16 protein-coding genes are annotated in these 12,451 nt (G+C 53.9%); 10 read left to right on the top strand and 6 right to left on the bottom strand.

The window, feature by feature from the left end:
- The first annotated feature begins 1 nt into the window (after position 1).
- On the top strand, positions 2-436 hold the full coding sequence (locus tag N8E88_RS15790; RefSeq protein WP_262294496.1) for a Fur family transcriptional regulator: 435 nt from the start codon (positions 2-4) through the stop codon (positions 434-436).
- Between the two features lie 40 nt (positions 437-476).
- Here N8E88_RS15790 and ptsN read toward each other — a convergent pair whose 3' ends face one another.
- The 5 genes from ptsN to N8E88_RS15815 form a co-directional block, all read right to left on the bottom strand.
- On the bottom strand, positions 477-941 hold the full coding sequence (ptsN, locus tag N8E88_RS15795) for a PTS IIA-like nitrogen regulatory protein PtsN (RefSeq protein WP_262294497.1): 465 nt from the start codon (positions 939-941) through the stop codon (positions 477-479).
- Positions 942-1,023: 82 nt separating this feature from the next.
- Complete coding sequence (gene hpf / locus N8E88_RS15800) at positions 1,024-1,617, bottom strand: ribosome hibernation-promoting factor, HPF/YfiA family (protein ID WP_112525521.1); 594 nt, start codon at positions 1,615-1,617, stop codon at positions 1,024-1,026.
- Positions 1,618-1,831: 214 nt separating this feature from the next.
- Positions 1,832-3,475, bottom strand: a complete 1,644-nt coding sequence (gene rpoN, locus N8E88_RS15805; RefSeq protein WP_262294498.1) for an RNA polymerase factor sigma-54 — start codon at positions 3,473-3,475, stop codon at positions 1,832-1,834.
- Between the two features lie 168 nt (positions 3,476-3,643).
- The gene (lptB, locus tag N8E88_RS15810) at positions 3,644-4,402 is read right to left on the bottom strand and encodes an LPS export ABC transporter ATP-binding protein (RefSeq protein WP_112525525.1); all 759 of its coding nucleotides are present in this window, start codon (positions 4,400-4,402) and stop codon (positions 3,644-3,646) included.
- Positions 4,403-4,478: 76 nt separating this feature from the next.
- The gene (locus N8E88_RS15815; RefSeq protein ID WP_262294499.1) at positions 4,479-5,030 is read right to left on the bottom strand and encodes an LptA/OstA family protein; all 552 of its coding nucleotides are present in this window, start codon (positions 5,028-5,030) and stop codon (positions 4,479-4,481) included.
- On the opposite strand from N8E88_RS15815, the gene N8E88_RS15820 reads away from it, so the two are divergent.
- Positions 5,029-5,157, top strand: coding sequence for a hypothetical protein (locus N8E88_RS15820; RefSeq protein WP_262294500.1), 129 nt, complete (start codon positions 5,029-5,031; stop codon positions 5,155-5,157). The two genes, N8E88_RS15815 and N8E88_RS15820, sit on opposite strands and share 2 nt — an antisense overlap.
- On the opposite strand, the gene lptC is transcribed toward N8E88_RS15820, so the two are convergent.
- Positions 5,149-5,724, bottom strand: a complete 576-nt coding sequence (gene lptC / locus N8E88_RS15825) for an LPS export ABC transporter periplasmic protein LptC (RefSeq protein ID WP_262294501.1) — start codon at positions 5,722-5,724, stop codon at positions 5,149-5,151. The genes N8E88_RS15820 and lptC overlap by 9 nt on opposite strands.
- 401 nt (positions 5,725-6,125) lie before the next feature.
- Here lptC and sppA point away from each other — a divergent pair, with 401 nt between their 5' ends.
- The 8 genes from sppA (at position 6,126) to N8E88_RS15865 (ending at position 12,408) form a co-directional block, all read left to right on the top strand.
- The gene (gene sppA, locus N8E88_RS15830) at positions 6,126-7,109 is read left to right on the top strand and encodes a signal peptide peptidase SppA (protein ID WP_262294502.1); all 984 of its coding nucleotides are present in this window, start codon (positions 6,126-6,128) and stop codon (positions 7,107-7,109) included.
- 91 nt (positions 7,110-7,200) lie between these two features.
- The gene (locus tag N8E88_RS15835; RefSeq protein ID WP_106662485.1) at positions 7,201-7,485 is read left to right on the top strand and encodes an integration host factor subunit beta; all 285 of its coding nucleotides are present in this window, start codon (positions 7,201-7,203) and stop codon (positions 7,483-7,485) included.
- A 39-nt stretch (positions 7,486-7,524) separates the two neighbouring features.
- Positions 7,525-7,857, top strand: coding sequence for a lipopolysaccharide assembly protein LapA domain-containing protein (locus N8E88_RS15840; protein WP_262294503.1), 333 nt, complete (start codon positions 7,525-7,527; stop codon positions 7,855-7,857).
- A 19-nt stretch (positions 7,858-7,876) separates the two neighbouring features.
- The gene (locus tag N8E88_RS15845; RefSeq protein WP_262294504.1) at positions 7,877-8,851 is read left to right on the top strand and encodes a bifunctional Delta(1)-pyrroline-2-carboxylate/Delta(1)-piperideine-2-carboxylate reductase; all 975 of its coding nucleotides are present in this window, start codon (positions 7,877-7,879) and stop codon (positions 8,849-8,851) included.
- Positions 8,852-8,911: 60 nt separating this feature from the next.
- On the top strand, positions 8,912-10,024 hold the full coding sequence (locus tag N8E88_RS15850; protein ID WP_262294505.1) for a class I SAM-dependent rRNA methyltransferase: 1,113 nt from the start codon (positions 8,912-8,914) through the stop codon (positions 10,022-10,024).
- Positions 10,024-10,893, top strand: a complete 870-nt coding sequence (locus N8E88_RS15855) for a TrmH family RNA methyltransferase (RefSeq protein ID WP_262294506.1) — start codon at positions 10,024-10,026, stop codon at positions 10,891-10,893. The genes N8E88_RS15850 and N8E88_RS15855 overlap by 1 nt, the downstream gene beginning before the upstream one ends.
- Before the next feature lie 12 nt (positions 10,894-10,905).
- Entirely contained in the window at positions 10,906-11,409 is a 504-nt protein-coding gene (gene lspA / locus N8E88_RS15860; RefSeq protein ID WP_262294507.1) for a signal peptidase II, read from the top strand.
- 108 nt (positions 11,410-11,517) lie between these two features.
- Complete coding sequence (locus N8E88_RS15865; RefSeq protein WP_410010678.1) at positions 11,518-12,408, top strand: l-ornithine N(alpha)-acyltransferase; 891 nt, start codon at positions 11,518-11,520, stop codon at positions 12,406-12,408.
- Positions 12,409-12,451 lie beyond the last annotated feature (43 nt).

The raw sequence follows: 12,451 nt of genomic DNA on the forward strand, positions 1-12,451 counted from the left end.
TATGAAACATGCATTGAATCAGAAGCCAGACTATGAAAAGGAACTACGCAAGGCTGGTGTACGTATCACCAAGCCTCGGCGTATTATCATCGATATTCTGACATCCACCGAAGACCATCCGGATGCGATGAAGATTTTCCATCGTGCCATAGAGATTGACGCCAGCATTTCACTGTCCACTGTTTACAGGACCATGAATCTGCTGGAAGAGATGGGCGCCATCCATCGCCATGCTTTCAATGGCGGACCATCGCGTTTCGAACAGGCCCACGGCGAGCACCATGATCATCTGATCGATATCGATACCGGTGCGGTAGTCGAATTCAAGTCAGACAAAATTGAAAAATTGCAGGAAGAGATTGCCAAGTCGCTCGGCTACGATATCGTCCATCACCGTCTGGAACTCTACGGACGCAAGACCGGCAAGTCCTCATAAAAACCGCCAAAAGGGGCGGCTTTTACGACCATCTAAATACTCAGGCGGCGTTAGACGCTGGCTGCGATGTCAGCAGCTCGTAGAGCAAGCCCGCATCATGGGCGGTGCGCAACTTTGCAATGCGCTCCGGATCACGCAGCATACGCGCAATGCGGGATAATGCTTTCAGATGATCGGCCCCGGCATTTTCTGGCGCCAAAAGCAGAAACACGATATCGACCGGCTGGTCGTCCAGTGCTTCGAAAGCGACCGGCGTTTCGAGCTGAGCGAAAACACCGGCGATTCGCTTCACGCTATTTATCTTTCCGTGGGGAATGGCAATGCCGTCGCCAATGCCAGTAGAGCCCAAGCGTTCACGCTGTATGATCGTGTCAAATACTTCTCGCTCGCTCAGGCCGGTCAAGGCGGCCGCCTTTTCCGACATGATCTGCAAGAGTTGCTTTTTGGAATTGACTTTCAATGCGGGCAGGACAGCGTCGGGCTGAATGAGATCACCCAGATCCATTATCTCTCTTCCTTCCAGTTACCACCCGCGTAGCTGACTGTACGCGAGTGGTCGTTCAAAAATTCGCTATGAATCCGCTTCTTCACGTCGGAGCAACGTTTTCACCCGCCACTGTCGATGGATCGATCCAGCCAATATTTCCATCGGCGCGGCGATATACAATATTTACCTGCGTACTACCAGCGTTTCGGAAAACAACGACGGGACTATCCTTCAAGTCGAGTTCCACGACCGCAGAAGCCACACTCATGCTTCTGAGCGCCATTGATGTCTCTGCGACTATGGTTGGCGCATAATCTTCCGGAATATCCTCATCATCATCCGGTACGGGCGCCATCACCGTGTAAGAAACATCGTCGAAAACCCCATTTGAACCTGGAGCCTGATGCGACTTGAGGCGTCTTTTATAGCGCCGCAGACGCTTGTCCACGCGTTCGCCGGCTGCGTCAAATGCAAGCAATGGATCCTGCGCTTCGCCCGCCGCCTGCAAGACGGTCCCTGTATCGAGGCGAACAAGGCAGTCGGCAATAAATCGAGATCCCTGTTTTTCTACCGTGACATGACCGGTATATCCGCCATCGAAATATTTGGAGACCATCTCCCCTATCCGCTCCTCAATGCGAATGCGGAAAGCGTCACCAATGTCCATATGTTTCCCAGATACACGCAGACTCATGATACCTCACCTTCATTGTGATTTTTTCCTTGCGCGAACCAATCTACACTGTTGTTGGAAGGCGAGCAAAGACATCCCGTACAACCCGTGCGAGCGTTTCATCGCGTTTCAATTGCTGATTCTTCATTCAAAGGTGCGCTTTCACTTCAATGGTTGCAAATTACCGGCGCTTGTCTCCCTGACCAGACTTCTTCGGTCCAGTTCAATTACCCACTCAGCAAAATTCTACACCCACGTGGCGGATGAATCCAGACTTTCCATCCCCCTTGCACGCCGATGCCTGAGCTTTTTTCTCACGCCGCCTTTGTACAGAGGAAGCAATATTCATGCCCTCTCGGTATTTTGCGACGGTACGCCGTGCAATCTCGATCCCTTGTTCCTTCAACAAATCCACAATTGTATCATCCGACAGAATGTCGTCCGGCGTTTCCACGTCGATCAACTGCTTGATCTGATGACGTACCGATTGTGATGAATGTTGCTCTCCGCCTTCGGTTGCCGCGATCGCCGCATTGAAAAAATACCGTAATTCGAACACACCCCGCTTCGTCAGCATGTACTTGTTCGCTGTGACCCGGCTAACCGTAGACTCGTGCATACCGATTGCGTCAGCCACATTCCGCAAGTTGAGCGGCTTCAGATAGGCAACGCCATGACGAAGAAATTGTTCCTGCTGGCGAACGATCTCACCGGCGACCTTGAGAATTGTTTGTGCCCGCTGATCAAGACTACGCGTTAGCCAGTTGGCACTTTGCAAACACTCGCTCAAAAACGTCTTCTCAGCTGGAGACGTCTTCGTTTTCGCTATCGTCGCATAATAGCTGTTATTGATGAGTACTCGCGGCAGGGCATCGGGATTAAGCTCAATTCGCCAACTTCCATCTGACGCGGTATCCACCTGGACGTCGGGCACGATGCTGTCCGCGATGCCAGAGGAAAAGGCTGTCCCGGGTTTTGGATCAAGATGCTGGATTTCTTGCAGCATAGCTAGAATATCCGCGTCACCTACATGACACAGCTTCTTGAGACTGTGAAAATCACGCTTGGCCAGTAAATCGAGGTTTTGCAGCAAGATCTTCATGCTCGGGCCGAAGCGGTTTTTTGCACGCAGCTGGAGCGACAGGCACTCCGCAAGGTCACGCGCGAACAATCCCGCAGGCTCGAATCTCTGCAAGATTGCGATCAGTTTCTCGATATGTTTGGCATCGACACCAAACCTTGCAGCAATTTCCTCTACGTCAGCCCTCAAGTAACCACTCTCATCGAGATGATCGGCAAGCTCAGCGGCGATAAGGCGATCGCCCGCCGATGCGAAGGCGAAAATAATCTGCTCGGCGACATGGCCCCGAAGGGTCTCCGGCGTTGCTGTGACCTGTTCGAGGTTAAATCCCTCACCACCGGTTGAAAGATAGCCATCGCCGGAAGATGACTTCCACTGTGAAGCGAGATCGCCGGCAATAAAATCATGTGTTCCGGGATCGTCGGGAAAAATGTTCTCGAGAGAGCTATCGAACGTATCTGACATGGAACCCGAACTCGTCGACTCACCACTCATCAGCCACTGGTCGGCTTGCCCGCCCAAGGGGTTATCAGCTTCGCCATCGCTCCCGACCGCTCCTCTACCAAATTCGCGTTCATCACCGGAAATCCGATCGGTGTTGAAGCCGCGCTCATCGGGCGAAAAATGCTCTCCAGTTGTATCGTCTCGCTCGAGCAGGGGGTTTTTTTCAATCTCCTGCTCTATAAATTGTTCGAGTTCGATATGCGTCAGCTGCAACAGTCGAATCGACTGCATGAGCAGCGGCGTCATTACCAATGCCTGGGTTTGCCTGAGATCGAGCTTTGCCGACAGAGCCATGGTGGATGCGGGTACTCCGGTACGATTTTCTTTGCAGCTGTACAGAACTGGCCCAATCCTTGCTTGTCAATCACAAGTAAGGGAAAAACGTGTTGGTGCGGCAATTTTCAATCTAAAGACGTATTAGAAATGGCATTTCTTGCGAATGAAACCCCGAAAATGGGAAAATCAGAGCTTGAACTGATCCCCAAGGTAAAGTCGTCGAACGTCCTGATTGGCAATAATTTCATCCGGTCGACCGTGGGTAAGCACTTGTCCTGCGTGGATGATATAGGCCCTGTCAATCAGCTTCAGCGTTTCGCGCACATTATGGTCGGTGATCAGCACGCCAATGCCCCGGCCGGTCAAATGACGCACCAGTTGCTGAATATCAGCAACGGCAATCGGGTCCACACCTGCAAAGGGTTCGTCCAGAAGCATGAAATTAGGACGAGACGCCAGGGCGCGAGCGATTTCCAGCCGGCGGCGTTCGCCACCTGACAGGGAAAGCGCAGGGGCCTTGCGCAGGTGAGCGATGTGAAACTCCTCAAGCAATGAGTCGAGTTCCTGAGCGCGAGCGCTCCGATCTTTCTCGACAACTTCAAGGACAGCCTTGATGTTGTTTTCAACCGAAAGACCGCGGAAAATTGAGGCTTCCTGGGGAAGATAGCCGATGCCCAGCCGAGAACGTCGATACATCGGCATCGTCGTTACGTCGAAGCCATCGATTTCAATCGTGCCCTTGTCGACAGGGACCAGACCAGTCACCATGTAAAAACAGGTCGTCTTGCCGGCGCCATTGGGACCGAGAATGCCAACGGCTTCACCAGCGCGTACCCCAAAGGAAACACCGTTGACGACCTGGCGGCCATTGTAGCTCTTGGTGATGCCACGTGCGACAAGCGTGCCCTTCATACGGTCAACCGCCGCCGGGTCAGCAGGACGCATTTCCTGAGAGATGGTAGAGTCAGGCCGAGCGGAAAGCTTGCTGGAAGAGCGACGCGAAAACAAGGACACTATGGGCTCAGTTCTTCGGAGCGTTCTTGGGAGCCACAACGATAGAGACACGACCTGTCTGACCACTCTTGCAGCTTTCAAGCTGGGCCTCGCCCGTTTTGAGCTGCGCTGTCAGCTTGCACCCGACGGCAACATTGTCGCCTTGGGAAAGGACAACCTTGTTGCCAGTCAAGACCAGCACTTCAGTTTTCATATCAAAAGTGCCGTGATCACCCGTGGCGACCTGATCTTCGGATTTAACGTAGACCTTGTCGTTAACCTCGAGGTGATCGATATCCTGGGCTCCGGCACCGGCCACTCCCGTGGTTTTTGGCGCGTCAGCAGGGGCAGCGCCGGTTGTGTCCTTCTTGGGGCCCTTGACGTAATAGACGATCATGGAACCAGCTTTCAGAAGCGTCGCACCTTGTACGACGGTCACGTTGCCAGTGAAGGTGGCCGTGCCCTCATTGTCATGAACCACAAGCTTATCCGCATCGATCTGGATCGGCTGGTCGCCTGACAATTTGATTCCGGTTGTTGCAGTAGAAGCGTCCTGGGCGAGGACGGGAGCAATCATCATGGACGATGCCAACAGGCCCAACGCAACGGTCGAAATGCTGATCAGTTTTGCCCCGCACAACATCGTCTTCTCTCCTAAATCCGGGATTTCCCTTGAAATCAGCAACAATCCCCAGACATTACTCTGACGATTTGATTTCCTTGTCACCTTCTTGCAGCTTTGTAGGCAGAATGACAAGCCTTACCCGCTTTTCAAAAGTCATTACCTTGCCGCTTTCGGTAATTTGCATACTGTCCGCGGTTATACTCGACTTGCTATTTTTTACGCTGACCGGGTCGTCCGTCGACATGGTGTTGCCAGCTATATCTATATCAGCCGATTGCAGCAGGGCAGTAATGCCATCGGATGTTGTCAAGCTTATGGCGCTGTCGAGCTTCAACTGCCGGTTCGCATTGTCGTACACACCCGATTTCGCTGTGACCTGCGCGCGCAGGTCCTTGCCAACCGGAATTTCCGCACTAATCCCCTCCAGAGAGATCACATTGCTGTTGCCTACGTCCTGCAGTGCTCTCACGGCGCTCATTTTGTAGGGAAGCTTGTCCTTCGTAAATCCATCAAGTTTCGGGTTCGTCATGACAAGTTTACCGTTTTCCATCCCGGCATTATCGAGCGAAATATTGCTCGGCACACTCGATGTGGAAAAGAAAGTGAACCAGGAAAAAATAGCAGCACCGATCAGAGCGACCGCAGGCAAGGCAAACTTCAGAAACCGCACGCGCCGCGAGTGGCGTTCCGCAGCACGAAACACCATGGAGTCTTTGTCAGAGCCCGCGAACTGCCGGGCGACCTCAGCATGATGGTCGGCGTCGGCGGTGACATCGCGCCCCGCGCGCGTATCGTTTCTTTCGATGGACATAGGTCTGGTTGTGTTTACCGATTACAATATAATGGCTAGTTGAACGCCAATATGGTTATTTTTCGATGAAATGGGCAAGTACCTGTCGCAGAAGTTGCATCTGGTGCAACAAGTATGCCGTCATTTGACGAGATACAAGGTCCAATCTGCCGAACAAGCGCCCGCAGCAAGTCTGGACTTCGACGAAATGATATCGCAAAGAATAGCTGACCCTGGTTTGAAAGCGAATGGATAGGACTATGGCAAACACTGCTGACGCAATTATCGACAGACGACGTCTTCGCAGAAAATTGACATTCTGGCGCGCGTTCACGCTCCTGATCATAGCCCTTGCATTGATTTCACTTTATTTTTTCAATGGCTCCGAAGGGTTTTCCGGTAAATCAGCGCCGCATATCGCCAAGGTTCGCATTGAGGGCACGATTTTTGAAAATGATGAACTGCTCAAGCGTCTGAAGGACGTGGAGGATTCCGACGCGGTCAAGGGCGTGATCCTCTCCGTCGATTCACCGGGGGGGACAACGGCCGGTGGTGAAGCCATCTACGAGGCTGTGCGCAAGCTTGCCCTGAAGAAGCCTGTCGTTGCCCAAGTCGGAACGCTGGCTGCCTCGGCCGGGTACATGATTGCGAGTGCAAGCGATCACATCGTGGCTCGCCAGTCCTCGATCATCGGCTCCATTGGCGTGCTCTTCCAATATCCTGATATTTCTCAGCTGCTTACCAAACTAGGCGTGAAGGTCGAGACGATCAAATCCAGCCCGCTCAAGGCAGAACCGAATTTTTTCAATCCGGCCAGTGACGAAGCAAAGGCGATGATTCACCGGATGATCATCGATTCCTACGACTGGTTTGTAGGCTTGGTCCAGGAACGGCGTAAGTTTACGCATGAACAGGCTTTGGCCCTTGCCGACGGTTCGGTCTTTACCGGTCGCCAAGCAGTTGCCAACAAGCTGATCGACGAACTTGGTGGCGAAGACAAGGCTATTGCCTGGCTCAAAACAAAAGGGATCGATGCCAAACTTCCAGTTGTCGAATGGAAGCCCGTCGAGAAATCCTCACTCGGTATGTTTTTTTCGCATTCCGCCCTGAAAATGCTGACCAGATATCTCGGCCTTCCGGAAGAAACTGCAGGGGTGCTGCGCGAATTGACCGGCGATCGCATGTTCCTTGACGGACTCGTTTCTGTTTGGCACGTTGACGGCAAGCCTGTCGGCGCGCAATAAGGATATTAAACTCATAAGATCAGTGACATAGTATTCAGGTTGATGCTTTTTGACCTTGTCCTCCTGATCTCGAACCGGAAGGGATTTCGCTGTGATCAAATCAGAGCTCGTGCAGATCATTGCCAACCGCAATCCGCATTTGTTTCAGCGTGATGTGGAAAACATCGTCGGCGCCATATTTGACGAGATCACCGATGCACTGGCCGAGGGCAATCGGGTCGAGCTCCGTGGCTTCGGCGCATTTTCCGTCAAGAACCGCCCAGCCCGCAGCGGACGCAATCCGCGCACCGGCGAAAGCGTCGACGTTGAGGAAAAATGGGTCCCTTTCTTCAAGACCGGCAAAGAATTGCGCGACAGGCTGAATGGCAACGGCTAGGGACGCGTCCCCCGAGCATCAGCGTTGCAGGAGAGAAATATGATCAATCGTATTGTCATTGTCCTCGTTCTGGTGCCGCTTGCCGTCATCCTGATCGCCTTGTCTGTTGCAAATCGCGAGACGATATCGTTCACAATCGATCCTTTTAATCCGGGCAACCCTGCCCTCTCCTACTCTGCGCCGCTTTTTGTCTGGCTGTTTGCCTCCCTGATTCTCGGTTTGATCCTTGGCAGCTTGGCGACTTGGTATAATCAGGGAAAACATCGAAAACTCGCGCGTCAGCGCAAGCTCGAAGCGGAGTTACTGCGCAAGGAAGCCCGCAAGGCGTCGGCCGAGACACCGTCTACGCCAAACCTTCCTTCGCTCCATTAACGACCACCGAGGATATGAAATGAAACTGATCTCTCCGGCCGAGGTCGATGGGCTATTGAAGTGGCCGGATATGATCGACGCACTCGAACAGGCATTCCGTCAGGGAGTGATTCAGCCGGTGCGCCATCACCACACCGTCGATCGCCCGGACGGTGCGGCTTCAACACTGCTGCTGATGCCTGCCTGGTCCGACTTCAACGCCTTGGGGGATTCCTCAAAAGGCTATATGGGCGTGAAGATCGTTACCGTATCCCCGGACAATGGCGCCATCTCGAAACCTGCTGTCATGGGCGTGTATCTGTTGCTTGACGGCAAGACCGGTGAACCACAGGCTCTCATTGACGGACAACGGCTTACCCTGTGGCGCACTGCTGGTGCATCAGCGCTCGCAGCCCGCTATCTGGCTCGTGAAGATGCGTCCAATCTCGTGGTGCTCGGGGCCGGCGCGCTTTCGGGATTTCTGGCACGCGCACACAGTGCCATTCGTCCTATCACGAAAATATCCATCTGGAACCGCAACTTCGCTGGAGCCGAGAAAGTAGCTGCTGAGCTCGTTGCGGATGGCTTCAACGCCAAGGTTGTGAACGACAGGCATGAGGCGATCGCAGGGGCCGATATCATAACTGCCGGCACGCTTTCGACTGAGCCATTGATCCTTGGCAGACACCTGAAGCCCGGCGCCCACGTGGATCTGATAGGAGCATTCACGCCGTCCATGCGCGAAAGCGATGACGAATGCATCAAACGGGCGCGCGTTTTTGTCGATACCAGGGACGGTGCGCTGAAAGAGGGCGGTGATATCGTGCAGCCGATCAAGGCGGGCGTCGTTAACGAAAGCCACGTCATCGGCGACCTTTTTGACCTGACGCGCGGCACGATCAAGGGGCGCCAATCCGCGAGCGAAATCACGCTCTTCAAATCGGTTGGCGCCGCTCTGGAAGACCTTGCGGCGGGCATTTTGATCTATGAAAGGGCTATCTTGGCTTCCGCTTGAGCGTTTTTGCTTTCGCCTTCCCTCCTCTTGACATAGGAAACATCCAATCAACTGCGAGGGATGCACGGCTTGAAATCGTCTGGCGGAAAAATCAGGAAGGCAAAAGGGCTCGGTCCGAAGGCGAGCGCTTCGAAAGGAGCGCCGCATCGGCAAGCCGCAGTGAAGCCGCGGCCGCAATTTGCCAAAGCACCCCGCCCCGCCGATATCGATCCTCAGCAAAAATCCGCGCCTCGTTCGGAAGCGGCTCCAAAGCGCGTTTTGACTCGCCGTACCGGCGTGCGCCCCCAGGAACGAACAGGATTCATCCTCGAAACCTCGCCTTCCGACGATTATGCGCTGCTTGACAGCGGCAATGGTCTAAAACTCGAACAGTACGGGCCCTATCGAATCGTGCGTCCAGAAGGTCAGGCGATCTGGCTACCTGCCTGGGACAGAACGGAGTGGGACCAGGCCGATGCAATATTCACCGGTAATACGGATGAGGAGGGCGTCGGACGTTGGCACTTTCCAAAAGTTCCACTTGGTGAAACCTGGCCGCTTGCCTATGACGGCATCCCGTTTTTCGGACGCTTCACGTCGTTTCGGCACGTCGGCGTTTTTCCGGAACAAGGCACGCATTGGTCACATATGGACCAGCTGATCCGCAACGCCAGCCGCCCGGTCAAGGTGCTTAATCTCTTCGGTTATACGGGAGTCGCGTCCCTTGTTGCGGCGCGAGCGGGAGCAGAGGTGACGCATGTTGACGCTTCAAAGAAAGCTATAGTCTGGGCACGGGAAAATCAGGAGATGGCAGGGCTTTCCAGCAAACCCATTCGCTGGATATGCGAAGATGCGATGAAATTCGTCGCGCGCGAAGAGCGGCGCGGCAGTGGGTACGACATTATTCTTCTCGACCCGCCGGCCTATGGACGCGGTCCCAATGGTGAAGTTTGGCAGCTTTTCGACAATCTGCCGGACATGGTCGATCTTTGCCGTTCGATCCTCACGCCAAAGCCGCTCGCTGTCGTTCTGACCGCCTATTCGATCCGCGCTTCGTTTTTTGCGATCCACGAGTTGATGCGCGATGCGTTCACGGGGCTTGGAGGAAAGGTCGAGTCAGGCGAGCTTATCCTGCGCGAGCGTTCATCCGATCGTGCCCTTTCCACCTCTCTTTTCAGCCGCTGGAGCGCTTGATGAACAAACAGGATGATCACCGGCGCGGCAGCGGACTGGTTCGCCCTGGCAGGGTCAAGGAGGTCACCAGCCTCACCAATCCGATCGTCAAGGATTTACGCTCGTTGGCGATCAAAAAATTCCGCGACCAGCAGGGCGTTTTCCTCGCCGAAGGACTGAAACTCGTCATCGATGCCCTTGACCTGGGCTGGACAATCAAGACCCTCGTTTACTCAAAAGCAGGCAAGGGCAACTCGCTGGTAGAGCCAGTAGCCGTGCGCACCATCGCCAAGGGCGGCGACGTCCTTGAGGTCAGTGAAAAGGTCATTGCTGCCATAACGCGTCGCGACAACCCGCAAATGGTCGTCGGTGTTTTCGAACAGAAGGTGCAATCCTTGCCGGCGATCAAACCGCAGGCCAATGAGGTCTATGTGGCACTCGACCGCGTGCGCGATCCCGGCAATCTCGGCACGATTATTCGAACAGCGGACGCGGCAGGCGCAAAGGGCGTCATTCTCATTGGGGACACGACTGATCCGTTCTCGCTGGAAACGATCCGAGCCACCATGGGCTCTGTTTTTGCAATGCCTATCATACGTGCGACTGAAGCCGAGTTTCTTTCCTGGCGAAAAGGTTTCTCAGGGCTGGTGGTCGGAACGCACCTGAAAGGTGCCGTTGACTATCGAACAATCCCCTATGCCAACAGACCGGTCGTTTTGTTGATGGGGAACGAGCAGCAAGGCTTGCCGGATCAATTGGCTTCATCGTGCGACCAGCTCGCACGCATTCCACAGGAAGGCCGTGCCGATTCGCTCAATCTCGCCATTGCGACCGGCGTCATGTTGTTCGAGATCCGGCGCGACGCATTGAAACTTGCTCCTGACGTTTGAGAAAATGGATTTATGAAAAGCAAAGCATTCTACAGTCTTCTGGCCGTCATCGCCTTCGCCACGGTCAGTGATCAGATCGTCAAGTATTTCATCGAGACTGGCATGGACTACCAGCAGCAAATCGATCTCTTGCCTTTTTTCGCGTTGTTTCGCGTGCACAATGATGGGATCGCCTTTTCGATGTTAAGTGGGTTCGGAGATACAGCGCTGATAGCCCTGACAATCATCGTCATTTGTTTTGTCAGTTATCTGTGGTGGAGCACTGCATCCACGCGCTGGATTTCGCGGCTTGGTTTTGCCCTCATCATTGGTGGTGCGATCGGCAATCTCATCGACCGCAGCCTGCATGGGTATGTCATAGATTATTTTCTTTTCCACCTGCCGTCATGGTCGTTTGCCGTCTTCAATCTCGCTGATGCCTACATATCGGTTGGCGCAGCATTGGTTGTAATCGAGGAAATTTTTGTCTGGCTGCGCGACCGGCGGACCGGCGGCGGGCAAACCGGCAAAAATTGAAACGAAACTGGGTAATTAGCCCATTGTCACGTCATGTAGCCGTCATCCAATTGTTGTATTCAACGAACGAACGAATACCGATAAATCTCCTGGATGAGCCAAATCGATATGACCATCGCCTTGCTTGAACCGGCTTCAATCACTAAAGATCAACGCGTGATGTCGCACGTTGATTCAACTCCCTCGCCGTTTACGGCGCCACACCTTGCGTCGGTGCTTGGCCGCATCGGCACGATGGAGGTTTGCCTCGCGCAAACGGAAGATGAAATCGCTTCGTCACAACAATTGCGATTCAAGGTTTTTTTTGACGAGTTGGGCGCCAAAGGTTCTGCCACGATGGAGCAGCGTGATGCAGACCGTTTTGATCCCTTTTGCGATCATCTTCTTGTCTATGACACTTCAATAGCCGGTCCAAAACACAAGCAGATTGTTGGCACCTATCGGCTGTTGCGCTCCGAAAAAGCTTTCGAAACCGGGGGTTTCTATTCAGCCAGCGAATTTTCGATCGAACGGCTGGTTACGGCCAAGCCGGAATTGCGCTTTCTTGAACTGGGCCGTTCCTGTGTCCTCCCGGAATACCGGTCGAAACGGACAGTCGAATTGCTTTGGCAAGGGATCTGGACCTATTGCCGACATCACTCGATCGGTGTGATGTTCGGTTGTGCATCCTTCCAGGGAACGGTTCCTGCGGCGCACGCACTACCTTTGTCCTTTTTGCAGCATAATTGCCGTGCGACACCCGACTGGGACGTTCGCGCTCTACCCGCGCTTTATCAAGCGATGGATCTCGTGCCGAATGAGGCGATCAATCCAAAAGTGGCCCTCTTCGCCATGCCGCCGCTGATCAAGGGGTATTTAAGGCTTGGCGCGATGATTGGCGATGGCGCTGTGGTGGACCATGACTTTGGTACAACCGATGTCTTTATCATTCTGCCGGTCAGCCGTATTTCGGAACGTTATATCAGCCATTACGCTGCGGAAGCGAAGCGCTTCGTCTAGAGACCTTCGACTTGGACCGATCATCTGTGGAGAAAAGCCACGG

The organism is Phyllobacterium zundukense, from assembly GCF_025452195.1.
Classification (GTDB): domain Bacteria; phylum Pseudomonadota; class Alphaproteobacteria; order Rhizobiales; family Rhizobiaceae; genus Phyllobacterium; species Phyllobacterium zundukense_A.